Here is a 26,873-nt window from a genome sequence, read left to right as displayed (position 1 = left end):
CTCGACACCATTTTTGGTGTGAGCCGTTGGAACCTGTTTTTGATTAACCTTGAATTTTTTGTTCCGGTACCGCGACTAGAGTGCCCGTATCCAAGAGATACAGATACTGTGCTGTCACAGGTTTGCCCGTCATTTGTCGCAGGGCGGTGGCATAAAGATTAACTTGTCCGCCGTAACGATCCACCAATTTGGCTATACTCTGGTCAACTGCCCGTTGATTGACATGATCCGTCTTGTAATCGAAGAGCGTGATGCCGTCAGCTGTCTCCAAATACCCGTCCACAATCCCATGAATGAGGACCTGTGAATCGGCCTCACGGAAATCTTGAAACAGACTCTTGGCCGGAATCAAGAGTGAGAATGGGACTTCTCGATGTAACTGTTCAGGATGATCCAATACAGCCTGACCAACCGACGTCTCAAAGAAACCTAGGACACGATCAGCTTCAATCTTAGCCGCCACTTCTAGTGTCAGAATTTTCGCCGCCACTAATCGGTCGATCACCGCCTGAACAGTTTTCGCCGTTGGTACACTGGTTACCGGGAGCTGTTGTAACACCAGGTGAGTCGCCGTTCCGATTTCGGTCGGTAATGGGGCCCGCACCGTTTGTAAGAACGCCGGCCGATCGAAGTCATGGCTGACGAATCGTCGGCCATGGCCGGTAGGCTTATCCGGCTGATACTCCCCAATTGACGCGTTGTCTGGGTCTTCAAAGAGCCGCTTAGCTTCCGAAACCGACTGGTAAGCCGTCGTTAATGTGGCCGCCTCATGAGGATACTTAAAGTCCATAACACCACGGATGGCCGTCTGTTCTAAAGGCGTTCCCGCCTGAGCATCTGCCTTGGCTTGGGTTTCTTTCAACCAATCCGCGGCTTCTTCACCAACCGCTGTCACCGGTCCAAGATCCTGCGCGGTCGCGAAGCTAACCTGAAAATTAGTTTGATCATCTACCAACTTCGGACTGGTTGCCTTACCATCGCGCCAGTCGGCATTAAACCGTGGCGCTCTGACCAAACACATTCCCACCCAATCCAGGTAATTCGCCAGCGTATGCTTTTCTCGCAAAGTGGCATTAAGTACCAGGTCACGGCTTTGATAGGCCTGACGCCAGGCTTGTAAGGCTTCATCTTTGGTCTTATGAGATCCGACAAGATAAAGCCGTGACTCAGCTCTAGTTAAGGCCACATAAAGTTTCCGCATTTCTTCCGCCAGGCTTGCCCGTGAGATCGCTTGAGCCCCCACTAACTTCTGTAGGCTCGCCGAGCGAACTCGCGTCTCGGGATCCAGATAATCGATCCCAATTCCCGTCTTACCACTCATAACATAAGTTCCCTGCTGATCTTTCATGTTAAATTGATGCGACGCGTCCATGATGAAGACGACTGGAAACTCCAGCCCCTTACTCCCATGGATGGTCATCACTGACACGGCGTCTTCCGCCGTCTGAACGGGCGCACCGGCCAAATCGTCGTCACGTTCCTGAAGACGTTCCACGAAGCGAACAAACTGAAAGAGTCCTTTGAAGCTACTCTGCTCATAGCTCTGAGCGCGTTCGTACAGGGCATGTAAGTTCGCTTGTCGCTGCTTTCCAGCCGGCATTCCCCCAACGTAGTCCAAGAAACCCGTATCCTGGTAAATTCGCCAAATAAGGGTAACCAATTGATTTTGCCGCGCAATGTCACGGAACTTATCGAGTTGTTCCAAAAAGTGACTCACCTTCTGGTAGACCCGTTGTTGCATGTCGCTCGCCGGACCCCCAACAGCCATTTGTTGTTGAAAATGACGAACAGCTTGATAGTAGTCCCCAGTTCGTTGATTAATCCGTAATAATGCCAGCTCATTTTCGTCGAGACCCACGATGGGCGAACGCAACACCGCAGCGAGTGGAATATCCTGATAAGGATTGTCGATCACCTGTAGAAGGGCCATCATGATCTGAATTTCGGTCGTCTTGAAGTAATTCTGCGCGTCGTTCACTACCACTGGAATTCCCAGTCTCCGGAGTTCATCCGTGATAATAAGATTATTATTCCGAGTTGGCGTTAAAAGCGTAATGTCCCCATAGGTCATCGGCCGAATGCATTTCTTATCACGATCATAAATCGGCGTCTCGGCAGCAATAAGATCTTGAATCTTTTTCCCAGCCATCAGGACTTCTCCTTGGTGCTTGTCATCTACCTGAAAGGTCTCATCCATCGCCTCATCATCCTGGTCATCTTGATCGGCTCCCTTGGTCAGATAGACCAATAATTCAGCAGTACTGGTGACCTCCTCGGGATAGTAAGTGGCGCCAAAGGCTAACTCGGCATCCCCGGTGTAGTCCACCTCACCCAATTCACGATTCATCAGTTGCTTAAAGATTAAGTTCGTAAAATTGTCGATATTTTCCATCGAGCGAAAGTTTTCGGCTAAGGTAATCAATCCCCCGGACTGCGGATCTTGACCGTAATGGTCAGCCTTTCCCATAAAGAGGGTGGGATCCGCCTGTCGGAACCGATAGATCGACTGCTTCACATCCCCCACCATGAACAAATTACCGTGAGGCGCTGGATCAGCAATCGCTGTTAGAATGGCTTCCTGCAAGCCATTCGTATCTTGATACTCATCGACCATAATCTCGGCATACTGCTGACGAAGTCGTTGTGCCACCTGCTTTGACTGTTCCGTTCGGCTAGTCAGAATCCGCAACGCAGCATGTTCAATATCCGCAAACTCTAAGACGCGCCGCCGTTCCTTTTCAACCCGATAAGCCTCACGATAGGCCAACACAACACGTGATAGTTCCGTGACCAACTCTTCAGCCCGTTGCATGATCATAACCAGCTGATCCTCTGTTTGAGCGAAATACTTATCGCGAATTTTATCGAGCTCATCCTTGGCGGGTTCGTAGTAGGCAGTCTTGAGATCGTTATAAATTGGGTAATCTTCATTCTTTTTTTGAATGCTAGGAATCCTTCCCCAACTAAAATCCTGAATAGCCGCTCGTAAATCATTCCAACTGCCATTGGTCACTAAGTCGTCCACCCGAGCTAGCGACTTCAAAGCTTTGGTCATATGATCAGCCTGCTTATCCAATGCATGCTGAGTTGCTAGATTCTGAGCGCTGGTCAGGTCCGCCTTAACTTGATTTAATTGATCTGTCAGCAAAGGTTGTATTCGCTCACGATAAAAAGTCGTATCCGTCAGCTTTGGCGCGTCCAATTGATAGGCTACCGGAAGCTGCTTCAGCCAGGCGGCTGGATCGGGGGTGGCATTTGCGAACGTGTACGTACGCTGGACCAGATCGGCCAAGCCATCATCACTTCGGTCATTAGAGAAGTTTTCAGTCAATCGCGCAAATCGCCCCGACACATCATCGGCGTAGAGTTGTTCCCGCAGGTCAGACCAGACTTCATCGCGAAGTAAGCCGACTTCCGTCTTATCCGTGAGTTGCCGAAAGACAGGGTCCATATCAATGACGTAATAATAATGTTGTAGAAGGTGTAAACAAAAGGCGTCCAACGTGGTGATATCGGCAACTGGCAGTTGATTTAATTGTCGTAAATAAAACTGTTGCTGCTGTTCATCCTTAGCTGCCGTGAGTTCCTTACGCAACGCCTTTTGAATCCGATCGCGCATCTCGGCTGCCGCGGCATTGGTAAAGGTCACAATGAGAAACTCATCAATTCCGGTGCCTTCCTTCAACCGTTCGATTACGCGTTCAACTAGAACTCGGGTTTTCCCAGAACCAGCCGAAGCCGACACTAAGAGGTTATTCCCATGTTGATGGATCGCCTGATCCTGACTCGGGGTAAATGAAAAGCCATTACTCATGATGGTCCTCCTTTCTGGTTGCGGCTGCCTGCTCGTCTTGGATCAATTTAAAAACCTCATCGCGTTTGAGTGGTGCCAAATCATAATAATTATTCATGGGCAACAAAGGATCAAACTGCATGATGGCCTTATAAGGTGTGTACTGCATCGCCGTTTTGTTCTGGCTCTTTTCCCTGACTGGCGCCAGATCCGTTTTCCCAGACAAAATACCATTGGCTGCCCGTTTGATTAGCGTTTCCGTGTGGGCTAACAACAAATCAAGTTCAGCCCGGGTAACCAACATCCCACTCCTTGAATAAAAGCCACCGGCCTTTTTCTGAGCAATACTCTTAAAGAGTTGTGAGCTAACACCATAGCCTTCCTGACTAAACAAGGCATCAATATTCTTCAGCAGATCGGGATCGTTTAACAGCAAGCCCTGGTACCTCTCGGCTTTCAATAAGGCCCCAATTGGATCTGTTGCCTTTAAATCAGCCGGCTTCAAGATTGGATTTTGCAGGTGAAGATAGACAGCCCCGGCTAATTCGGCGGCTTGAGCATCGTCATCTTCGAGATACTCTGACAAATTCTGCTGAACAGCATCAAGGTACGTCAACATTTGCATGGATTGGCCGTAAAAAGCCTCCTGAAAGCTAAATTCATGGTCTGAACTCTTGTAATCCACGATACCCAGGTAGGTCTTTCCCGCCGCTTGAAGGCCATCCAAGCGGTCAATTCGACCACGAACCGTCACCTGACGGCCATTCCCTAGATCAAAGGACAACCCCGTTCGTTCATTCTTGGTTCCAAATTGAACTTCGGTCTTCCGGGGGCGCAACTGCGTTCGCTTACTCTGTTCCCAGAGAGTTTCGGCCATCTTCTGCATGGTCTTCTCAAGCTGTTGCTGAATGTACGTCATCCGATGAGAACTCTGCAGAATCGCAAATTGCGGGTTCACGTCAGTATCTAGGACATTAGCCATGACTTCAGTTGCCAATTCATGGAGCTGTTGCTGGTCCATCTTAGCCAGATCTAAGTGTTGGTCATGAATCTTGTGAATCAGGCCATCCATTGTCGCATGGAAGAACTCCCCGGTGCTAGCCGGCGACAACTCAAAAACATCCCGTTCCTGCAGCTTCAACCCATATTTCAGGAAGTAGGCATACGGATTGGCATAATATTCTTCTAATTTTGAAATCGAGGTACTGATATGCGTTCCGTAGAGGTCAGTGACGATTTCGGGCTTTAAGGCCTTCGGAACGTTACGATAATTCAGGCTCCCCAGTAGTTTTACAGTCAGATCGCCATACGTTGGATCATCCTTTAACAAACGGTAAACCGTGATCCAGGCCGGTGACAACGGTTGTTGCCGCTCCTGACTGTCATGGCTCGCTTGAACCAGATGACGGAGTGTCGTGCGCCGAGTTCCCACAAAGGATCCGATCCCAGTTTGTTCAGCATGTGGCGCTGTAGCCGCAATAATTGGTTTCAAATTAAAGTGTTGTTGAATCCGGGCAACATAAGGTGAAACCTGCAATGTGTTGTCCTCATCACTGGTCACCGGATAGCTGAAAATCAACTGTTCGCTAGCACTCATGAACGCCAGGTAATTTAAGTAGGGCTCTCCGGCGAGTTGCGTGGCCGCATCATCTCTAAGATAATGCGTCTCATCCGTCGCCTGTAATTGTGCACTCAAATCTTGGCGGTCATTATCCGCTAACAGTGTGGTTGGCACTTGCTCATCCGGCATATTGTCGGCGGTCGCCCCCATCAGGAAGGTTACCTTTCGATTGTTTGCCTGAACCAGTCCGCTTTCGGAAATAGACACCTGATCCAAAGTCGATGGAATCTGGCTGTATTTGGCCCCGGCGAACCCAGACTGTAAAATCGCCTGGAAAGTCGCCTGGTTAAATGCCATGTTTCCCAAAATATCGTGGCATTCATCCAGCATCTGACAGAAGGTCGACCAGGTCTGTTCGGGTTGCCCAGCACGCATCAGATCTCCCTCGTCGATTGCCTGATCACGCCAGAGCATTAATCGGTCGGCAACGCCCGCGTGATCCAGAAATTGATAAAGAATCGCAGCAGCATCGGTATAGGTCTTGGCCTTTTTAAGCCGTTGAAAGAACGGTGGCAATGTGTTGCTGACAAAATGACGAATCAAGTTAATCTGCCGGGTAATACGTTCGTCTTGTGTCGTCTGGACTTGATCTGCGACAGAAGCAAATCGGGTATAGACCCAATCCCTCTTTTGCGTCCAACGATGCTGGCCCTCGTAACCATTCTTCAAAACCAGGTTCTCCGTTAAAGCCAAAGCCTGACGATACGTTTGTAAGTCAATTGGTTGGCCGTCCGAATTTTTCGGTAAGAGCAGCTCTGACTTCAGAACCCGAAAAACGTCGGCATACCGATAATTACGGCGATCAACATCAAAGAGTGCGTTGATAAGTTCTACAAAAGGGTGATCGGCCATTTGAACATCGGCATCATCGAAGTATGGAATTTCTTGCGCTTTAAAAATAGGATCAATCACCGTTTGATAGGCATCGAGGTGCCGGGCGACCACTAAAAAGTCTTGATAACGATAGTCACCAGTCGCCACCATCTGACGAATCTTAATGGCCACTTGAGCCACTTCCACATAACGATTGGCCGCCTGGACAATCCGAATGTTCGCTGGTGTCTTCGTGGCCTTAGTGGGTACCGTCATCAGTGAATTGGAAGCTTGCCAATAGGTATCTAGTGCCTGTAGGTCGGCTGAAACCCGTGGTTGCTGTGCCATCCGATCGGGTTCCACACGCACCTGGGCGGCTGTGGCTACTTGCGCCAGTTGAAAGTATAACCGCCCCGATTGATAGAACAGATTGGTCGCGTCTGGCTTCTGACTACGGTAAGGTCGATCGAGATTCAGGGCCACGGTCACACTGGCAGCATGCTCGATTAAGACTGCTACCAGTCGGCGTTCTTGCGCACTTAACTGGGAGAAACCTTCCAGATAGAAGTGGGCCTGGCTGAGGTCAACCTTTGTCGCAAGAAAATCCGCCAACTGATTGAGCAAGTCGGTATTTTCGACATACTTCCCCAGCATCTGTTGTTCAAAGGCTTCATAAATAATCATGAGATCATGAAGCTTAGCCTGAAGATCGGCATTGACCGTATCCATCTGTTCCACGGCCGTCATCAGGTCTACTGCCGTGACTTGTCCTACCTTAAGCTCAGCCAATTGGGCCGTTAGCTGGCTGACAAAGCCCGGCCGATCAACCTCCACGCGAAAGATCGTTAACTCGTCCGCATGACTTTGAATAATTTGGTAAATCAGCATATTGAGTCCGGCCTTGGAGATCCGTGGTAATTGATAGACCGGTTCATTTTTCATAAAGAACCAAGCTAAACGGGTAAACGAAAAGACCTGAACCTGAGACTGTGCGAACAGTCCCTGATCCGGTGCTAAGCGAGCTTTTAATGCGGCTAAAACATCGACTTCCGTTTCAAACTTGATATGGTTAGGAACCAAATAGTAGTCCCGATCCTGAGGATGATCGGTCACCTGCTGAGTTAAAGCAGTCACCATGGGCGTCCGATGATCTTGCCCCGCGCTCCCCAAGACGAATTGTAAACTCATATGCCAACCTCCTATGTCATTTTTACTTGATTATAGTCTAGCATACCCGACGCCAAAAGCGAACAAACGTTTGGCTAAAATGTCAGTTAACGCCAAACTTTTTTGCGCGATCAGTCTCCATTTCGCCAAAACCGTGCTACACTAGGACTTAAATATTAAAAAATGGTGAGAAAGTGAGTTGAGTCTTCTATGCAAAAAAGCGAACAAGTTGAGATTTTGCAGCATTTAATTCAAATTAACTCTGTCAACGGGAATGAGGCGGCCGTGGCCGACTATCTCCAGCAACTCTTCACCGACCACGGAATTCAGTCCCACCAAGTACCTTACGCCGAAGGACGCCATAACCTCATCGCTGAAATCGGTGCTCCCGACAATGATCGGGTTCTGGTGCTTTCTGGTCATCTCGACACCGTCGCCACCGGCGACCTAAGCGACTGGAAATTCGATCCCTTTGCCGCACACATCGAGAATAATCGCCTCTACGGCCGCGGTAGTGCCGACATGAAGAGCGGTCTGGCAGCGATGGTCATTACCTTCCTGACTTTAGCAGATGCCCAGACTCCGCTTAACGGTCGTTTGCGTTTCATCGGTACCGTGGGTGAGGAAAATGGGGCCATGGGATCACGCATGCTGACCGAACAGGGCCTGGCAGATGATGTCAGTGCCATGGTCATCGGTGAACCTACCGGTGGTAACATCGTTTATGCCCACAATGGCTCACTCAACTACCACGTCTATTCTAAAGGCGTAGGTGCCCACAGCTCCATGCCAGAAAAAGGCGTGAATGCGGTCACCAACCTGGCAAAATTTATAACGGCCGAAGCCACCGGCTTTGACGACGCACCAGTCAGTCCCGAACTTGGACCACTGGTACATAGTGTCACGGTCTTCAATGGTGGTGAACAGGTGAATAGCATCCCCGCCAAAGCTGAACTGCAAGGTAACATCCGACCAATTCCAGAATTTGACAATGCAGCCGTGATCGCCCGGTTAAATGCCCTCGTTGATCAATTGAACCAAGATCCCCAGCAGGATTTGACCCTCCACGTAGATTACAGTTTCAAACCCATCATCTCCGAACAAACGTCGCCATTGGTCCAACTGACCAAGAAAATTGCAGATACTGAATTCGGTCGGACAATTAATTTACAGGTCATTCATGGCGCCACAGATGCCTCTGAATTTACGAAATCCAGTAACGTCTTCCCAGTCATCGTCTACGGAGCCGGTGACTGGCGTGATGCGCATGCCTTGAATGAATCCGTCGATTTGGACCAGTTCATTCACGTGCAACACGTCTATCAGCAACTCGCAGAACAATTCCTCGCATAAGTCACTTATCCTATTAAATGATAACTTAAGGGGTCGAGACAATGTCTCGACCCCTTTTTATGATCGTCATTACTTACCAGCTGTCCGGTAGTCATGCGCCCCAAAGTACTGGAGGCCAGGCAATGCCTGATAATTTAACAGCTGACTAACCGTCACCAGCTTGTATCCCTTGGCTTTCAGCCGCTTGATAATCGTTGGCACGGCCGCTACCGATTGTGCGTGGATATCATGCATAAGGACGATGGACCCCCCTCTAGTGGCCCGCATGACAGAACTAATATCTTTTTGCTTGTTCAGATAAGCCCAGTCACGAGAATCAACCGACCAGCGGACGATCGGCTGTTCAATAGCTCGACCCTCAGCGGCCGTGATGTTCCCATATGGCGGCCGAACGTATTGTGGTAGCGTCCCCGTCGCCTTGTAGATGGCTTGGTTGGTCCGCGTAATTTGCGCCGCGGTCTTCGCCGTTCCAATGGCGTTAAAGTCTGGGTGATTCCACGAATGGTTCCCCAATTCATTGCCCCCAGCGAGCACTGCCCGTGAGATTTGTGGGTAGCGACTGACACTCTGGCCAACTTCAAAGAAGGTCGCGTGAACCTTGTACTTTTTCAGCGTCTTCAGCAGCCGTGGTGTGAGCGTCTTATCTGGTCCATCATCGAAGGTTAATGCGACCAACTTAGATGTTTTGATCGTCTTGGTCCGTTGCGCCTTTGGTAGATAACGATTCCGAATCTTCCCTTTCAAGTCCTTGTAAGGAACCGTCACGTTCTTTAACTTAAACGAATTCTTCTGCAAACTGACCCGTAACCCCTTGGTGGTCAGCTTCCCTTTCTTATTCATATGATAGGGCAACCCTACCTTGTAAACCGCCTTAACCCGGCTACTCTTCGATTTTGTCTGCTTGAGAATCTGTTGCCGCGTCGCCTGACGAATAGCCGCGAGTCGATGGGCATTGTTATTCGTGAGTTGACCATAGGTGACGGCTTTGGTCGTCGCCGCATACCCAGTAACTGAGCCCCCAACTAGTCCAAAGGTTAGCAAGGTGACCAGCGCTCCGCTCATTATCAATTTTCCTTGTTTCATCATAACCCCTCCTCAAGGGTAATCCCCTAAACTTATCTCCATTTTACCAGCCTTAGCCCCCAACCAGGTTCCATACGCCTTACAAAAATAGCAATAAAAAAGTAGGCTAACCGAAGTTAACCTACTTGCTAGCAGCATCCTCTGGAGGATTAACCGCTTGATGATTCTCTTTTAACACTTCATTGGTGTAGTACTCCAAATCGGCGAGGACTGTTTTACCATCCGTCTGCTGTGCCGCCATATTTTCGGCGACTGCCCAGCGGGCCAAAGCATCCGTAATTGGGACAATATCCTGAATAACCGTCATGTCGGAATCAGCCGCATGCTGTTCCTGAATGGTTCGAAAACTCTCAATATCCGTAATCAGGCGCAGAACCTTGCCTGTGTCTCTTTCAACGGATTCAAAGATTACAAAGTGGGCCTGTTGGTTCGCTTCGTCCATCCGTTCACGAATTGCTTGAAGTTGTTGATCATCTATTTTAATTGCCAATGCCTTCACCCCACTGCCCTTATTTTAACAAACTATGTGTGCGAGCAAACCCTTTTCCATGAAAAAAACTAACTTTGTGTTGTATTTAGCAAATTGCAATCGATTGATAGTCATAACCGCCATTGCACAGGACATCCATTGCCACGGCCGCAACCGTTTCTCTTGCCACCTGACCAGCAGGAACAGGATGGCCCTCTGGAATAATCTGGGCATCTTCTTCGGGCCGATCAACCATCGCCACTGGTCGAAGAATCGTATATGGAAACTCCGCTTCATCCACCAGTTTGGCGGCATACCGCTGCTGATTCAGGTATTCGTCTGTGGCCGAAATACCAGGATAGGTCAGGTCGCCTTCAACCTCGTGATCCACACCCGCAGTACTCAACATGACGAAGCGCGGATAGGTCAGTCGCTGGTGATACTGCGCGTCGAATAAGGCCTCGAAGGCCAGATCGACATCCATTCCAGTCAGCGCCGAGAAGACAACCGGCTGACCCTGCAACGGTGCCTGGTAGGTGGCTTCTTTTTGGAGATCTCCCGTGTATTCGGTTACCCGATTCGCCACACTGGCCACTAAATGTTCTTGTGGTGTGTGCAGAAGACGTACTGCACCAGCATCAGCTGCCAATAGTCGTTCAGCGACGCTTTGACCCACAGCCGTTGCACCAATAATTAAGAAAGTTGTCATCAGTTCTCGCTCCTTTTTACTTGCCTCCCAGTGTACCAGAAAGCTTCACCGAGGGATAACGACCTTACCAATTTTCATGAATTTTCAATATTTATGAACAGACCTTTCTAATGTTGTGACCTTTTCTAGCAACTTCTTCGTTCAACGTTAATTTCGCTTTTATTAATACGAACATTATTTTTATAAAATATATGTTAATTCGTGATTGCTTCTAAAAGAGAAAAATGTTAAGCTCTTTAAGGAGTATTTACCGACAAATACACGAACAATAGTCATTAATGTTCGTCTTTTAATCAAATAAATTACTGAGGAGCGCTGATTCATGCAAAAGATTGCCAACTATTTTCATTTTAATGAGCTAAATACCAACTTTAGAACCGAGATTCTAGCCGGCCTCACCACCTTCGTTTCCATGGCGTACATTCTCTTCGTTAACCCACAGGTCCTCGGGGCCTCTGGAATTAGCCAAGGGGCAGTATTCACCGCAACTGCCTTTGCCTCTGCCTTCGGGTGTTTCGTCATGGGAATCATGGCCAATTATCCCATCGCTATTTCGGCTAGCTTAGGAATCAACGCTTTCTTCGCTTACTCTGTCGTTATTGGTATGAAGGTCCCATGGGAAACGGCGTTGGCCGGGGTCTTTGTGGCCTCACTACTCTTCATGGTTTTAACGGCATTCAAGCTCCGTGAAATGGTCGTTGACGCCATTCCACGTGATCTTAAAATGGCCATTAGTGCCGGTATTGGGTTATTTATTGCCTTCATTGGCCTCAGTCAAGGTGGCCTCGTTGCCGCTGACAAGTCCACTGTGGTGACCTTGGGTTCCCTGCAAGTCGGGAGTACTTGGTTAACCATCTTTGGCCTCTTAGTCACCCTAATCCTCATGAGTGCCAAGGTCCCCGGTGCCATCTTTATCGGAATGGTGGCCAATTCCATTCTGGGTCTTCTCACAGGTTTGATTCCATTGCCAAGTCACCTGATTGCGCCAATTCCTAGCATCCATTCCACCTTCCTAGTGGGCCTAACACACATTGGAAGTATCAACTCAATTCAACTCGTCGTGGTCGTTCTGACCTTTCTGTTAGTAACCTTCTTCGATACCACCGGGACCTTAGTCGGTCTGGCTGAACAAGCTGGATTAGTTAAGGACAATAAGTTACCACGAATCGGTAAGGCCTTAATGGCCGATTCCAGTACGATGGTTGTGGGGTCTTTACTGGGTACCTCCCCAATGGGCGCCTTCGTCGAATCATCCGCCGGCATTGCCGTGGGTGGGCGAACTGGTTTTACCGCGATCGTCACTGGAATTCTCTTCATCTTCGGTGCCTTCTTCTCCCCACTATTGGCTGTCGTAACCAATCAAGTCACGGCACCAGCCTTGATTATCGTTGGGGTTCTCATGGCCCAATCCTTAAAGGGTATTCACTGGGAAAAGTTTGAAGTTGCCGCACCAGCCTTTCTGATTGTTTTGGGAATGCCCCTAACTTACAGTATCTCCGATGGCATTGCTCTGGGCTTCATCACCTATCCCTTAACCATGATTGCCGCCAAGCGTGGTAAGGAAGTGGGCCCCATGATGTATGGCCTTGCCGTGGTCTTCGTCATCTTCCTTTGGATTTTAAATGCAGGCTAAACCGCCTCTAACTAAAGACAGCGTGACCAGTCAAACTGGTCACGCTGTCTTTTTAATTTCGCTTAATTTCCTGGGTTATAGCTGCCCTTTATTTCCGTCGATAACGCCGCCACCCTTGCATGACCAGACCACTAGCAAGGCTTATGCCACCAAGAATAGTCAAAATCCAGCCACCCGCAAGTCCCGGTGTTCGGTAGGTCAGTTCGATGTGGTGGTCACCAGCCTTCATTGGGGCCCCAACGAACCCGTCATTGACGATCTGGGTTGGGACTTTCTTACCATCAATTCGTAACCGCCACCCGGTCGAGTAAGGAATCGAGGTCGTCAGCCAGCTCGACTGGGTGTTCTCGACCGTCCCGGTAACGCGATTATCGTGAACTGTGGCCGCCCGGATTCCCCGATATTGAATGGCGTGGACCTGGCGATCGTAGTCTTTACCATAGGGCATGGCGATCAGGTTGACCTTTTTAAAATCGATCTGCCGGGTCGCACTGAACGTAATGTCAATAGTCTCACGCCGCTGTTTTGAATAACCGAGGTTTAAAAGAACGTTGTGCTTAGGCTCATAATCTGAAAGATTATCGATCCCAAATTGAGAAAAGCTATTGCGACCATTTCGAGTTTTAGCTGTAACCCAATAATCGCCAAGATCAGGGGTCCGAACAGCTTCCCGCCATGAATCAAGCTTCGTCAAAGCCGAGAGAGGCGTGCTCCCAAAGATGCTTGAATTTTCTTGTTGTTTAAGTTGTTGACGCGTCGACTGGCGGGTCGCACTGATCCCGTCAAAGGCTAGATACAGTTCTGTTCCCTCAGCTTGTTTGGGCCGTTGTATTGTCAACGTATACTGAATTGGCTGGCCCTGAACGTCACTCGTTACTTGATGAAGTCCCGTTGCGTTGGCCTGGGCATTCCGTAAAACTATCCGCTGATTAGCCTTGAGAACCCGCTGAAGTGCTTCCTGATTCTGTTTAATCTGAACGATTGGCCCGTAAGTCTGCTCGTCCTGGCGACTCATAAGGCCGTTCTGATCCAGAGTCAGTTTTGGCGCCTTCAAGGTTTGACCAAAGGTTGCCAGCTGTTTGTCATTAAGCGTCTTCTTTTGGCCAACCTCGGCCTGTTTCAATCGATACTGAATAACCTTGTTGGGGCTATCCAGTACGGGAATCGTATTGGCCGTCACGGTGTAGCTCAGGTGGCGTGCTGGTGAATGATAGTTAGCCTCGGCCACCTTAGTTTGATTACCCGGAACCACCGCGGCCTGTGTGAGGCTACGCTCGCGGTCTACCGCAGACAATCGACGCCATTGTTTTTGCGTCAGCACCTGCGGCTGCGTATAAATTAAGGGAAAGTTCAAATTCGTAGTCAATCGTCGGGTTCCCGTGCCATTGGAAAGGCCATAGACTGACTCTTCCGGGTAAATTCGCTTCCCGGCATGATAACCGTAAGGCAATGCTGTACCATTTTGAACCTGATCGTCCCGAGCAAAAAGCGTCTTTACCCCGAGAATCTGATTCAGTGCTGTGCGCCCATCCAGTTGTCCTAAGGGGGAATTCATGGCATACTCGGCATTTTTGACATCCTGACTGAACTGGCCCAGGTGCCCATTTTGGACGGAGAAATACGACATTACCCCATGAAGGTCATGGGCCATGGTCATGTTGTTCCCTACTGTCCGCTGTAAATTAAAGTTAGGCGCTGTGTTGACCCGACTAAATGGCGTTTGACTGAGGCCCTGTTGTGCGCCATCAAAATACGCCGTGATGTAGCGCGTGGCATCCTGATTTCGTAACTGCTGAGTTGCCTGCACGCCGGCATCGGGATCATAATAACCCCAGGCGTTGCTGATCAGGTTTAACCCCACCAATGTTCCCAGTAGCCCCACAACCCAGCGTCGTGACCACTGATGGCCACCAACGACAACGACGACCAAAGCTAAAAAGAGGCCATAAGTAATCAGATTGCGGCGCGGATTACTGAAAACAAACCCATTGCTGGCGTAAACCACCAGAATTAAAGCCGCCGCCAGGCCCGTTAGAAAACGACGATCCCCCTTGGACAGACTAAACAAGTGATCTCCTAATACCATCGTGGCCAGGTTAAAGGGAATCGTCGCCAAGAGCAACCAGCGGTTGGACGGCGTCGACATAACATTGAAGAACGCCGCCACGGCTGGAAACGCAAGCCCAACCACGATGAGTCCCAGTGTCAACGCCAAGTCATGGTATTGGCGCCAATGACGTAGCGTATAGCCACATCCTAAAAACGTCAGGCCACTCATTCCCAAGATTGCCCAGTAATTAAGGACGTTACCGGTGGTCAGGACTGCATTTCCCAAAGTCAGGTAATAACTGGCCGGATAGACCCATAACCCATTGGCAAACGTCGACAGCGTCCGCGTAGACTGGAGCATCATGACCCCAGCCGGCACCAATAATACACCAGCAAAGAACAGTCCTGTGATCGCGGCAACCACTAATTGCCAGCAGATCGTGCGAATCTTAAGGGTTAGTCGGCCCTGGGAACGCAGACTAAAGTAACGAATCACCGCGTAACAGAGACTGCCCAACCCTAATATGTAAGCAAAATAAAAGTTACTCAAAACGGCGAGTCCCGTGACGAGACCCAGCAAACGCCAGCCCTTACCAGCAAAGACGCGCTCGATGCCCAGTAAGAGTAGTGGGAACCAGAGCATCGGTAAGATGAAGAAGGGATGGTGCACCCCAATCATCAGGGAATACCCCGTGAAGGTGTAGGTCAGCGTCCCTAATAGCCGACTCCCCGGCGTAAAGGCATAGCAACGGCTGAAGGCCAGAAAGGCTAAACCAGCTGCATATAGGCGCAAAATCACCAGTACCCCATACCCCGCCTCCATTAGGCGTAACGGGAGGAGTGCTAGCACATAGGCAAAGGGATCACCCAGAACGTAGTAGGCCAACGTTGTCAGTTTATCGGCTCCTAAGCCGAAAGTCCATGACCACCCCGCCACGCCCCCTAGGCCTTGGCGATGGAGGATCTGATGGAACGTACGCATCAAGGGATAATGCTGATTGACGCCGTCCATATTCCAAATCAAGGTTCGGTTAGCCATGGCCAACACCCCAAAGCTCGCCGCCGCAATGATAGCAAAGGCGATTGTATACAGCAGCCACAGCGGCCAACGATGTCGCGCAATCTTCATCTTGTTTCCTCCAATACTCACAGTTCACTTACCGGCAGGCTAATTCCCTGTCCGATACCCCATTTTTATTGACCCGTTCAACCGCGAGATTTTCCCGCCAAGGTCACTTGTTTTAAGAATTGATTCTACCAAATCCGGATTAAAATTTGCTGGGGAATGACCGGGTTCATACCTTGATTTTTGACCCTTTGAAAAATGCACCGGGAAACCCAAAGAGGCGAGGACCCGCGTCCTCGCCTCTCACACATACTACCTATTGCTGCTGCGGGTCTGCCCTGCCAACCGACCGGTTCTCCCGGCCTCAATCCGGTGGCTAAGCACCACGACCTTCAACGTCTTCATCATACCACCTGTCCGCGATAAACCACTACTGAAATGGCTTATAAGATTGGCGATAATAAACGTGAAGCCGTTTGCTTAAATTTCAAGTAAGCCGACTGCTGATCAAACATCTCTGGCGTGATCAACTCACTGTTGTGAATATCTGTTTCATAAATAGCCGTCAGCTGTTGTGCAATCTGTTCATCGTAAATAAAGGCACTAATCTCGAAATTCAACTTGAAGCTTCGGTAGTCCATATTGGCGGACCCTACGGAAGAAATCTTCCCATCGATAACCATCGTCTTGGCATGAATAAACCCATCATGATAGTAGTAAATCTTGACGCCATCATCCGCCAACTGTCGAGCATAGTACTGCGTCGCCCGATAAACGAAAGCATGATCTGGCTTGTCAGGAATCATGATCCGAACATCAATACCAGCCATCGCGGCGATCCGCAAAGAATCCAAGACACTGTCGTCGGGAATCAAATACGGCGTCTGAATCCACAGACTCTTCTCTGCCGTTTGAATCAAGCGCATGTATCCCATCTTAATCTGTTGTAAGTCGGAATCCGGTCCACTAGAAACAATCTGTAGACTCGTAGTCCCCTTGACCTTCGTAATTGGAAAGTATCGAGAATCGATCCGATCGTCTACGAAGGGGTGGTCACGATCGGTGGCATTCCAGTCAAGCATGAAGCGTGCCTGGAGCGAAAAGACCGCGGAACCCACGATGCGCAAGTGCGTATCGCGCCAGTTCCCAAATTTTTTCTTGCGACCGAGGTATTGGTCCCCAATATTGAAACCACCGACGTAGCCAACTTTGCCATCAACCGTCACGATCTTCCGGTGATCACGGAAGTTTAGACGGAAGTCAATCACCGCCGAGCGAACACCCAGGAAGGGTTCCACGTGACCGCCGACGTCCATCAAGGGTTTAAAGAACCGTTTCCAGGTTCCCATTGAGCCCCACGGATCATAGATGACGCGGACTTCAACCCCTTCAGCGGCTTTTTTAACCAAAAGATCTAAGATGTCATTTCCGATCTGATCGTTATAAAAGGTGTAAAATTCGATATGAATGCTGGATTTGGCGCCCTCAATATCCTCCATCATGGTGTGAAAGAGGTCATGTCCATTGGTGAAAATGCGCACGCGATTCTTACGGGCCAAAAAGGCCTGATCGGTTTCCATAAACATATTCACCATATTAATGACCGAATGACTAATCTTATCGGCGGGCATAATTTCCGTTCCCAACTGTTCACGCTGCTGGTCCAACCGTTCATTTAACTGGACGGCCACCTGCCGCTGCAGTCGAAACATTCGGTTCTTCGGTAGTTTCCGTCCGATGAAGGCATAGGCGATAAACCCAACTACCGGCAGTAAAACTAGCACTAACATCCAGGCCCAAGTTGCCGCAATGTCGCGTTTTTCTCGGAAAACCGTCACGAAGGCTAACGCCGTATTCAAAATGACGATAATATCCAAGATCAGCACAAAATTCACGTTCACCAGTAACCCTCCTCATTAAACAAAACACTTTCTTTTTTTATCATACGCCAATCCGTGTAAATGTCTTTAATTTTATTTAACTTTTACTTACTTCTCCAGAAAAAAATTTAGGAGGTTAGCTATCATGCCCAGACTCTTTGCCTTACTTGGCGGCCTACATGGCACCGGAACCTTCCGTGCCATCCGTTGGATTTTCCGTGACAATCCTACCGTTGGTCTGATCCTGCTGGCCGGACTGGTTCTCTATCTCATTTACCGTTATATGAATCGTCACTAAAAAGCGACACCGACTGTTAAGTCGATGCCGTTTTTATCTTTTCGGCTAAAATGCCGCCGCAGGATCGCCAAGCTGGCTACTCCCATTATCATAGTTAATCTTGATGCCGGCTTGAATATTGAAGATATAGACATTGTAAGAAATGCCCTTGCCTTCAACAGATTCAGCTTGCATGTGTACCCCACGAGCGACCAGTTCGTTTCCTCGAAAGACCGGTTGGACCTGGTAACGGATGTGATTGCTAGGATTGGCCTTCAGATAACTTGCCACCGGATTCTCGTAAGCCGTCATCCCCGGATCATTCAGGGAACGCGTCCCGGTCATCAGATTCTTCAGATTGTTATTCTGACCGGTCAGTTGATACCCAATCAGGTGACTTCGGTTATACAAATACCCCCGCTTCCCGTTAACCGTGTACGGCTTATTTCGCCACCCAGTTGGATTAACATACAGGGGTTCTCGCTTGGCCGTAGGCATCGTTGATTTGCTTAACATGGCATTAGCCGTTGTCACCCGATTACTAGTGTCTAGGGCGCCATATTTCGCCCAGGACCCTTGCTTGAGGGACAGGTCAGCCTTCGTGAAGGTTGGTTCATTATGATTAACCGCCACGATCTGAGTTCCCGTATACTTCAACTCGGCTAATTTTTTGGTAGCCACCGACTGTTTCGGTGTCTGAGCCCCACCATTTTGATCGGACTGGCTACGCGATCCTCCCGTAATCTGAGTGACTGCGTTGCTAGCCGTCTGGGTGAGCTTCTCAGCTGTCGGGTTTCCCTGTGAACTCAGTCCCCCAATGGCCCCAATCATAATCAGCAGAATTGCCGCTACAATTGAGGTCCGTCCGCGGCGCCCCCTGTGATAATGTCGCTTACTCATTTCTAATTCCCCTCTCTCTCAAACCGTTCAAACTCTCTGTCACATTTTACCAGAAAAACATACGTTCGTCTGCTCTTTCTCACGAATAACTTTTATTCTGGGTTCCTGTCTTTTCCTTTAACCTTAACCTTTTTTTAACGGGCCTCATTCCATCTTACGACGGCTGTCATGCTATACTATTGGTGAATAAAATAGCTCTATTTGTACGTTACTGTAAAAACTGTTATCATTTTTAGATGAGGTGATTGGATAATGAAGAAGTCTCGGATGTTCGCTGCTACCTTAGGTTTATTGGCGATCCTGACCATTGGCCTAGCAGGATGCAGCAGTAAGAGTAGTGACTCAGGTAACACCCAACAAGCAAGCTTTAAAAATAAGACGACAAAAAAAGCTGACGTGAAGTCCACTCTGACGCAGTCCAAACAACTTTGGTACGTAACCGGTTCGGTCAACGCTAAAAGTAATTCCGGCCTGGAAGCCTACAAGTTTAATAAGGACGGAAAGGTTACCGTCTACAACGTGAATAAGTTCTACAAGACTTTCAGTGCAGCTAAGAAGGCCAATGCACTCAATAAGGAAGGCACGTTGACCACGACGTTTAAGACGAAGGGCAAGCAAACTGAAATCTCCTTTAAGGGGAAGTTATCGGATATTCCGATGACCCAGAAATTTACGGTTAAGACGACTCTGACAGGCAAGAACAAAGCCACTCATTTGAAAGTTGCCGGCTATCACATCGCACGCGACGTCGATGAAGACGTGACGAAGGCTGTGCTGGTTAAGGTTGCTGAATAACCACCGAATTGTTGAGCCCGGGAAGTTTCCGGGCTTTTTTCGTGACTAAGATCGTAGGAGGTGCCCCATTAAGATGCAAAAACTACTGGCCTGGATTGGTGGCGTACTGGTTACGGGAAGCATCCTCGCTTATGAATACTATCGCCACTTGGGAATCATCCCCATGTTGGAAACGATCGTGCTAGGAATTGCCGCTGTTCTCAGCATTCTGCACCTATTAAGCTATTGGCACCGACGCTAGTGATGTTTCACGTGGAACAGGTTGGCTGACAGGGCCGCCCCTTTGGGTTATGATGAGTCAAAGGAGTGTGATTGCTGATGTTAAAGCATAAACTGATAACAGATGTCGCCGAACCACTGGCCACTCACCACGACGCTATGAAAACCCTCGTGATTGAGAATCCTTGGCTAATTCCCGCGACCCTGTTCATGGAAGTTCTGCCCGCCACGGTAATTATTCACGGTTATTGGAAGAATCGTCAACTCAAGAAGCAACTCCAAATCGAACGGGAACACACGAAACAACTCCAGCTGGAGCAACTTAACCAGCTACGTCCCGGCCACCATGCCGACGGCCGTCCTCGACCATTGGCACTTCGCCGGCCATTCCATCACAACGGTTAAACCTAAAAAGCGATAGCTACCGACTACTCGGCAGCTATCGCTTAATTTATTATTGTAAGGAATCCCAAGCGGGCAAGATCTCTGGCGTTGTGTGCAACAAAGCCTGTTGCGCAGTGGTCAGGAATCGTTTGTGCACGACGACCTCATAGACAAAGTCATCCATCCACTCGTCAGTCATAACAAAGTAACCCTTGTCGCCATTCTTCTCACCCCAGCTATTCTCAACCTTCCAGCGAGTTGAATCATCATTAACGAGATCAACGCCCGTCAAGGTCATAGCGTGGGTCACCTCAGCCTCATGAGTTGCAAGGCGGTCAGCTTTACTCAAGCTAAGGTCAACGCCAAAGAGTTCTGCTGTCCGGTAAAGACGGCTATCAAGAAAGCCGCGTTCCCGACTCATCTGTTGCAGAACATCGTTTCCAAACCACACAGCCTCTCCGGCTTGGAGTTGCGCGCTAGCAGCTTTCTTCAACACGTCCATCGGTTCATTGAGGAAGGTAATGTGTTTTCCGCCAACCACGTTGTCCTGGCTAGGCAGGCTGTAAAAGTGGTCAAATGGCTTGTCTGGTGAGTTGGACAGCACTACGTAGTCATCTAAGTCAACGTCAAAGTACTGGTCGAAGAAGTCCTTGGGCGTCAGGCCTGCTACTCGGTGGTAGCCTTGCTTATCGTCCTTGTATTCCAAGTCAAAGGTGGTTGGTGGTTCGCCAAAGGCATAGGCTGCCATCCGGTAAACCTCTTTCAAGGCCGCCTGACGCACTGCCGCAATGTCAGCCTCGCTGGCACCGTCAGCAACTAACTGACGAAGATGTAAGGCATCTTTGCGGAGCTTTAAGTTTAAGGCTGCCGCGAAAGCCGTAGTGTTGTTAGCACTGAAGGATTCGGGCATAACGCTGGTTGGCACCACCCCATACTTTTGAACCAATGCCGCACCCATGGCCCATTGGCCACCATCATCGTCGGGACGGCTCAGGTAGTAAGCCACTTCCCGGTCATCAAGAGGCCGATCAGCCGTTTTTAAAATGTTGGCATAGAACATGTTAGCCCGTTCGACTTTGTCCCAGAAGAAGAGGTAACTCTGGGATAACTCGAAATCTTTCACGTTGTATTGTGCCGCGAATTGATGGCGAATCGTGTTTAACACGGAGAAGAGCCAGCAACGGCCAGAATGTTTCTGGTTGGCGACTTTCCCGGTATCGAGTTCAACGGAAAAGGTTCGGTTCAATCGCGTGACAGCCTGTGGATCCTCGGCCGCCGCTAAGACCCCGTTTTTAATGACGGCGCGCCCAATGACCTCGTGCGCGGGTTGCGTCTGTAAATCGGCATGTAGGGCCGCAATTTCAGCCACTGTTAAAGGATAATTCGTTTGCGTTTCTGGCATAAAATAACTCCTCTCTCCTATTTCATGAGAAATCTCATGAAAATCTCATAATAAAGCATGAATTCATTCTAACGCTTTCCGATAGTGGACGCAACGAGGAGTTTTCTTTAAGCGTAAACGACTAGTCAGCGCGCCTTAACGTTAGTCATCGGATAATCCTGATTTGCGTTTGTTTGGCTATTGGGGGTGAGCAGCACGGCCTGTTTCCCACGTTTCAATACGATAATTTCAGAGACCAAAAAGAGACCAGGACAGTTGTCCTGGTCTCTCCACCACAACTTAATTTTGATCCGTTACCGCTTCATTATCTACGGCCTGCAAGGCCAATTGACGAACGGCTGCGACCAACTCGTCGTGCCGATCCCCTGGAAACTGGGCCAACAGGTCATCGGCAACCGTCTGCCGTAAACGTAAAATATCGGGGTAAATGCGTTCCCCTCGTTTGGTCAGTGACAACTCGTAGACCCGCTTATCTGCCTTGGACTGCCGCTTACGAACGTAGCCCAGGCTGACTAACTGGTTGACAGCCCGCGTCACATTACTGGGATTCAGGTAAGTCATGCTGATCAACTTATCCTGCGTCAGACGAGGTTGTTCGTGCAATCTCAGAATATAATAATACAGACTGGCATTTAAGCGATACGACTGTAAACATCGGTCCAGTGCGATTCTCGTATAGCGGTTGGCAATCGACAACCACTTAATAATATCCGAATCCTTTCCCGTGGTAGCCATCGCCACCACCTCCCTCTCTCTAATTACGTGCGCAAGCATATTCTAAATGTGCTTAAAAGTCAAGCCGCTAAATGAGGCACCATCCCCGTCGATTTCGCCTGAAAATTATGCTGAATCTGCGACCAAACGGCCCAATCTGTTCGGCTCTGTTCGGCCGATCAGGGCCCCATTGAAAAGTCGCGTCAAGTGGCGAAACAAAAAGGCGTTCGGAATCTTCCGAACGCCATCCTGTTATATTTAGTAGGCCAGTGAATTCACATTGGCTCGTTTCGTCTTATTAGATGCCCAGACCGGCACCTTGACCACACCTAAGACCTTATCCTTGTTCACAAATCCCCAGTAACGAGAATCGTTGGAAACACTCCGGTGATCCCCTAAGACAAAATACTTGCCCTTAGGTACAACCGTGGTCCCGTTGCCCCAATGATAGGTCTTCTGCAAGCTAGCCAGCGTCCAATTTCCAGTGCCAGCAGTCCGTTCACTATCGCTGATAAAGGACTGTTTAATCTTCTTGTTGTTGACGTAGATGTACCCATTCTTACTGCTAACTTTGTCACCAGGTAAACCAATGACCCGCTTGACATAGTTGGTCTTGACCTTGGCCGAAGGATCTTCACCATGGGCATCGAAAACGATAACACTTAGGTGTTTGACCTTGGATTGCTTCAAAGCAAAGACTTTTTCGTTGTTATTCAGGTTAGGCTCCATTGACGGTCCATCTACCCTAACACGGGTAAAGACAAATGCTTTTAACGCTCCAGCAATAGCTAACCCAATAATGACGGGAATGAGCCAACTGGCAACTTCCTTTAAGACTTTCATACTGGCACTCCTTATTTCTCAACTAGTTTATATTTGTTATTATCATACACCACCCCGGGAATTTGTCCCATTCCCCAGTTTAGCGGTCGCTTCTAATCTTACCATTTACACGGAAAAAATACCCTCGCTTTCCGCGAATTTAATCCATTTGATACGGAATTGCCAACTGACCGTAAGAACCACCTTGCAAATTCCCGAATTTCCGTCAATAATGAAGCATACGTGTCAACTTACATACGAACCACGACTATATGAAAGGGCTGACTTATTTGAATCCTACTCTTACTCGGCGCCGCCAACTCTGGCTGACTCTCCTCTTGGGGACGGTCAGTGCGACCGGCCCGTTGGCTATTGACCTCTATCTGCCGGCCCTGCCCCAGATGCGCACCCAATTCGGTACCAGTGCCTCTCTCATGCAGCTCAGCATCACTGCCTGCCTGATTGGTCTGGCTCTGGGCCAATTGATTGCCGGCCCCTTATCGGACCAGTATGGGCGACGTCGCCCGCTCATCGCGGGCTTCATTATCTTCGGCCTAGTTTCTCTGACTATGGCCTTTATCCAATCGATTACGTTACTTATTATCCTCCGTTTCATTCAGGGACTGGCAGGCTATCTTCATATTACTTGCCGCGATTGGCTGGATCATTGCCCTGGCTGTCGCCTTAGGACTCAAGGAATCGCTGCCAGTCGACCAGCGACAGACTGGCGGTTTCCATGCCTCGTTGACATCGATGGCCCAGCTCGTGGTCAAACCCGCCTTCTGGCCTCTGATTCTCGCAACCGGGCTGGTCTATGGTGCCCTCTTCAGTTACATCTCGGCCTCGACATTCGTCTTTCAAACGGGATTTGGCATGGCACCACAAATGTTTAGTCTCCTGTATGCCTTTAACGGCCTGGGAATCGTCGTTGGCAGTAACCTGCCAGGGCACCTGGCCAAGCGCTTCACCAATCGCCAACAGGTGACGCTCTTCCTCTCACTTGCCGCTGGATTCAGTGCCCTATTAGTGGGGACCTTACTGTTCCCAGCCAACGTCTGGGTGGTCAGCATCTTCATCCTGATTCTAGTGGTCCTTATTGGGGCACTCCTGACACTCACGGTAACGCTCATCATGGACCGTGCCACCAGCAATGCCGGTGGGGCCTCTGCCGTGATTGGCCTAGCGCAGAACGCCTGTGGTGGTCTCGCATCCCCATTGGTTGGACTGTCCGGTCAATCCTACGCAGCTATGGCGGCCATGCTCTTCATTTGTTCCGCGGGAGCACTGGGACTGGTCACTTATCAAGAAAAACAATATCCGGAGCTTTAGCTTCAAGACACCTCACAGAGATGATTGCCAAATGGTGATCGTCTTTTTATTTTTACCAGTCTACACAGAAACCCATTTATATCTGCCATGACCTCGCCTCCAAATTGCACTTTGTGAAGAATGTATCAATATCTAGACCCGCTGTAAATCAAGTGTTAGGATGAAGCCGTAAGTGTTCTTGACGACATATGCTGCCTTACTATCCCATCAGATTGAAGGTCTTTTTATGGAAATAAATTTTAAAATGCCCGTCGTTTTAAGTATCATCATTGGCATCCTCGGTTTAGGTCTAGTGAGCATGCCCCGCAATGTAAGCGCTTCTACAAATTACTCAGGAACGATGTCTGTCAGCGATACAACTCGCAAGCCAGTCACTTGGACCTTAAAAGAGGGGCTCCTCACCCTAAGTGGCGGTGTCATGGGGACACCCGATACCAACCACCCACAAAATGGACAGCTACTGATGTCTCTAGTCAATTCAACCGACATTAAACCTACAGGTACCACTCTGACGATTCAGGACCTAGCCCCACAAATTAAAACAGTTAAATTAACAGCCCCGATATGGGATGGAACGCCTAACGACCTGGCTAATCCCACATACGAAGGTGCCGATCTGGACTACTTGTTTGCTAACTTAACAGCGGTCACACACTTCGTTGGTCTCGACTACCTACAGACAGCCAATGTTGCAACAAAGGAGGGCTATTATCGCGGGATGGCCTTTATGTTTGCCAACGACACAAGTCTCGTTACCTTTACGTCTCCTAAGTTCGCGGTTACGGCTACCACTAGCCCACGGGATATGTCTGACATGTTTTCGGGAGACTCTGCCTTATTGTCGGCCGATCTTTCTCAACTCGATACTCACAACGTCTCAAGCATCTATCAACTTTTTATAAATGACACGTCGATTCGTACCATCAACCTCGCAAATATGGCTTCTTATGATGCAAAAACTACCGACTTATTTTTGGGTGATCAGCATTTGCAAAATCTGACGCTAAGCCCCAAAGTTCATTTAACCACCGCCCAATACCTGCTACTAACTGTCGGTCTTAGTCCAGACATGACCCCTACCGATCAGTCAACGTTTACTTCTCAGCAATGGCAAGCCGTCGGAAACGGCCAAGTTAACTTCGTCAACAACGATCCCACTCAAAGATATCTGAACTACAATCCCTTAGGGGAGACTTACTCATCATCCGTTGACGAAAAATCGCTAGTTTACCATTACACCAACGACAATGCCAACATTCCTGGAAATGAAACCTACGTTTGGAAACCAGATAAACCGATAATCGCACCGGCTTTTCCAACGACAGCCGTCAATCCAGTCACACCCCCGACAATCAATCTGGCCCCTTACTATGTCATTGCTACTCACAAGATTGGCTTTTACCGAACGCCTAACTTCACCGCTGGATCTCGATCCCACTGGTTCGTCAAAAAACCACAGATGAAACAACCAACATTCACCATTCTGGGGACCGCAACTTCCGTCAACGGTAATCCACGCTACCGCGTTCGTGACACCAATCGTAGATCTATGACTTACGGGAAAAAGGGTTATATCACGGCTAAGCCCGCTTATGTCACCGCAACTTATGATCAAGTTGCTCCAAAAAAGATTACCGTTATTGCACGCAATGGTATCAATGGCTACAACAATGCGACCCTAGACCATAAACAAGTTTCCTACTCACAAGGAACCATACTAAACGTGAAAGCTGTAGTCACTTCTGGCCATGTGACTCGTTTTCGTTTAGCCAATGGCCATTACATCACCGCCAATAAGCGTCTCATAACAACGGGTAAAGTCACGATACCCGCTCAAGTTCGAGTTAAGTCAGGGATGAATCGCTACACCAATGCCAATTTAACCACGCGAAACCATCACTATATCGGTAAGCATCACCAGACTCTTAAGATAATCGGTTATGACTATTCACATGGAACCAGTACGTCTGTGTCAGGTCATCTTCGTTATCGTGTCACCGGTGGCTATATTACCAGTAATCCTAAATTAGTCACCAGACTTAACTAGCAAAAATAGGCTAACCGCTTCATTTTGCACTAGTCCCTGTCAAGTTGACAGTTGAAATAATATAATTTTTAGTATTGCTTAAGCGGCTTCATCGCGGTATTCATTCGCGGTGGAGCCGTTTCTTTGTGCTGTGCGATCAATATAGTTGAAGTAGTAAATGCCTGCCTCAATCAGTTTCATTAATTCTTCCCTTGTCTTTGGCATTGGGTGGCTATCCAACCAGTTAAGCTTGAATTCATTCCACCAACGCTCCATTGGCGCATTATCGTACGGTGTTCCTGGACGTGACATGCTTCTGATCACTTCGTGATCAGTCATTAAATTATTGAAAGCTTTTGACGTGAATGC

Annotated in this window: 20 protein-coding genes and 1 pseudogene; 9 read left to right on the top strand and 12 right to left on the bottom strand. The window is 48.9% G+C overall.

Translation table 11 applies throughout. The features are described 5' to 3' along the window. Window positions 1-43 precede the first annotated feature (43 nt). Together addA and EKM71_RS09630 are read right to left on the bottom strand one after the other, a co-directional pair. On the bottom strand, window positions 44-3,814 hold the full coding sequence (gene addA / locus EKM71_RS09635) for a helicase-exonuclease AddAB subunit AddA (RefSeq protein ID WP_125574402.1): 3,771 nt from the start codon (window positions 3,812-3,814) through the stop codon (window positions 44-46). Continuing rightward, window positions 3,807-7,415 carry a PD-(D/E)XK nuclease family protein gene (locus tag EKM71_RS09630; RefSeq protein WP_125574401.1) on the bottom strand — a complete coding sequence of 1,203 codons (3,609 nt, stop codon included), beginning with the start codon at window positions 7,413-7,415 and terminating at the stop codon, window positions 3,807-3,809. Before EKM71_RS09630 ends, addA begins: the two co-directional genes overlap by 8 nt. 189 nt (window positions 7,416-7,604) lie before the next feature. Here EKM71_RS09630 and EKM71_RS09625 point away from each other — a divergent pair, with 189 nt between their 5' ends. Further along, window positions 7,605-8,747 carry an ArgE/DapE family deacylase gene (locus EKM71_RS09625; RefSeq protein WP_125574400.1) on the top strand — a complete coding sequence of 381 codons (1,143 nt, stop codon included), beginning with the start codon at window positions 7,605-7,607 and terminating at the stop codon, window positions 8,745-8,747. 69 nt (window positions 8,748-8,816) lie between these two features. Here the strand turns inward: EKM71_RS09625 and EKM71_RS09620 are convergent, their stop codons facing one another. The 3 genes from EKM71_RS09620 to EKM71_RS09610 all read right to left on the bottom strand — a co-directional run bounded on the left by EKM71_RS09620 (window position 8,817) and on the right by EKM71_RS09610 (window position 11,008). Continuing rightward, window positions 8,817-9,830, bottom strand: coding sequence for a polysaccharide deacetylase family protein (locus tag EKM71_RS09620; protein WP_225418030.1), 1,014 nt, complete (start codon window positions 9,828-9,830; stop codon window positions 8,817-8,819). Between the two features lie 121 nt (window positions 9,831-9,951). Further along, the gene (locus tag EKM71_RS09615) at window positions 9,952-10,329 is read right to left on the bottom strand and encodes a hypothetical protein (RefSeq protein WP_225418029.1); all 378 of its coding nucleotides are present in this window, start codon (window positions 10,327-10,329) and stop codon (window positions 9,952-9,954) included. A 76-nt stretch (window positions 10,330-10,405) separates the two neighbouring features. Further along, window positions 10,406-11,008 carry an NAD(P)H-binding protein gene (locus EKM71_RS09610; RefSeq protein WP_125574397.1) on the bottom strand — a complete coding sequence of 201 codons (603 nt, stop codon included), beginning with the start codon at window positions 11,006-11,008 and terminating at the stop codon, window positions 10,406-10,408. 322 nt (window positions 11,009-11,330) lie between these two features. Here EKM71_RS09610 and EKM71_RS09605 point away from each other — a divergent pair, with 322 nt between their 5' ends. Beyond that, the gene (locus tag EKM71_RS09605) at window positions 11,331-12,641 is read left to right on the top strand and encodes an NCS2 family permease (RefSeq protein WP_057878803.1); all 1,311 of its coding nucleotides are present in this window, start codon (window positions 11,331-11,333) and stop codon (window positions 12,639-12,641) included. 88 nt (window positions 12,642-12,729) lie between these two features. Here the strand turns inward: EKM71_RS09605 and EKM71_RS09600 are convergent, their stop codons facing one another. Beyond that, a complete protein-coding gene (locus EKM71_RS09600; protein WP_125574396.1) occupies window positions 12,730-15,819 on the bottom strand; it encodes a YfhO family protein in 3,090 nt (1,029 codons plus the stop codon). Between the two features lie 380 nt (window positions 15,820-16,199). Next, entirely contained in the window at window positions 16,200-17,657 is a 1,458-nt protein-coding gene (gene cls / locus EKM71_RS09595) for a cardiolipin synthase (protein ID WP_125574395.1), read from the bottom strand. Window positions 17,658-17,781: 124 nt separating this feature from the next. Here cls and EKM71_RS11115 point away from each other — a divergent pair, with 124 nt between their 5' ends. Next, window positions 17,782-17,934, top strand: a complete 153-nt coding sequence (locus tag EKM71_RS11115) for a hypothetical protein (protein WP_164504780.1) — start codon at window positions 17,782-17,784, stop codon at window positions 17,932-17,934. Window positions 17,935-17,979: 45 nt separating this feature from the next. Here the strand turns inward: EKM71_RS11115 and EKM71_RS09590 are convergent, their stop codons facing one another. After that, window positions 17,980-18,813, bottom strand: a complete 834-nt coding sequence (locus tag EKM71_RS09590) for a DNA/RNA non-specific endonuclease (RefSeq protein WP_125574394.1) — start codon at window positions 18,811-18,813, stop codon at window positions 17,980-17,982. A 252-nt stretch (window positions 18,814-19,065) separates the two neighbouring features. Here EKM71_RS09590 and EKM71_RS09585 point away from each other — a divergent pair, with 252 nt between their 5' ends. From EKM71_RS09585 to EKM71_RS09580, 3 genes are all read left to right on the top strand, one after another. Beyond that, on the top strand, window positions 19,066-19,608 hold the full coding sequence (locus EKM71_RS09585; protein ID WP_125574393.1) for a hypothetical protein: 543 nt from the start codon (window positions 19,066-19,068) through the stop codon (window positions 19,606-19,608). 73 nt (window positions 19,609-19,681) lie between these two features. Then, window positions 19,682-19,849 (top strand): hypothetical protein, encoded by a 168-nt coding sequence (locus EKM71_RS11110; protein WP_164504779.1) that lies wholly within the window; start codon window positions 19,682-19,684, stop codon window positions 19,847-19,849. Between the two features lie 77 nt (window positions 19,850-19,926). Continuing rightward, window positions 19,927-20,232 (top strand): transposase, encoded by a 306-nt coding sequence (locus EKM71_RS09580; RefSeq protein WP_125574392.1) that lies wholly within the window; start codon window positions 19,927-19,929, stop codon window positions 20,230-20,232. 49 nt (window positions 20,233-20,281) lie between these two features. Here EKM71_RS09580 and EKM71_RS09575 read toward each other — a convergent pair whose 3' ends face one another. The 3 genes from EKM71_RS09575 to lepB all read right to left on the bottom strand — a co-directional run bounded on the left by EKM71_RS09575 (window position 20,282) and on the right by lepB (window position 23,170). Further along, entirely contained in the window at window positions 20,282-21,613 is a 1,332-nt protein-coding gene (locus EKM71_RS09575; RefSeq protein ID WP_125574391.1) for a C1 family peptidase, read from the bottom strand. Window positions 21,614-21,892: 279 nt separating this feature from the next. Next, entirely contained in the window at window positions 21,893-22,348 is a 456-nt protein-coding gene (locus tag EKM71_RS09570; RefSeq protein ID WP_125574390.1) for a MarR family winged helix-turn-helix transcriptional regulator, read from the bottom strand. Window positions 22,349-22,585: 237 nt separating this feature from the next. Continuing rightward, on the bottom strand, window positions 22,586-23,170 hold the full coding sequence (gene lepB / locus EKM71_RS09565; RefSeq protein ID WP_125574389.1) for a signal peptidase I: 585 nt from the start codon (window positions 23,168-23,170) through the stop codon (window positions 22,586-22,588). A 251-nt stretch (window positions 23,171-23,421) separates the two neighbouring features. Between lepB and EKM71_RS11260 the strand changes: the two are divergent. The 3 genes and pseudogenes from EKM71_RS11260 to EKM71_RS09555 form a co-directional block, all read left to right on the top strand. After that, window positions 23,422-23,721, top strand: a pseudogene (locus tag EKM71_RS11260) (MFS transporter); the annotation flags it as partial. A 61-nt stretch (window positions 23,722-23,782) separates the two neighbouring features. Continuing rightward, window positions 23,783-24,478 (top strand): MFS transporter, encoded by a 696-nt coding sequence (locus EKM71_RS09560; RefSeq protein WP_225418031.1) that lies wholly within the window; start codon window positions 23,783-23,785, stop codon window positions 24,476-24,478. 226 nt (window positions 24,479-24,704) lie between these two features. Further along, window positions 24,705-26,525: a DUF5776 domain-containing protein gene (locus tag EKM71_RS09555; RefSeq protein WP_125574388.1), complete on the top strand. Its 1,821-nt coding sequence runs from the start codon at window positions 24,705-24,707 to the stop codon at window positions 26,523-26,525. A gap of 78 nt (window positions 26,526-26,603) precedes the next feature. On the opposite strand, the gene EKM71_RS09550 is transcribed toward EKM71_RS09555, so the two are convergent. Beyond that, on the bottom strand, window positions 26,604-26,873 hold a 270-nt coding region (locus EKM71_RS09550; RefSeq protein WP_164504778.1), incomplete at its 5' end, for an integrase core domain-containing protein.

The sequence above is a fragment of the Levilactobacillus huananensis genome (genome assembly GCF_003946145.1).
Classification (GTDB): Bacteria; Bacillota; Bacilli; order Lactobacillales; family Lactobacillaceae; genus Levilactobacillus; species Levilactobacillus huananensis.
This window is presented reverse-complemented; position numbering and strand designations above follow the sequence as displayed.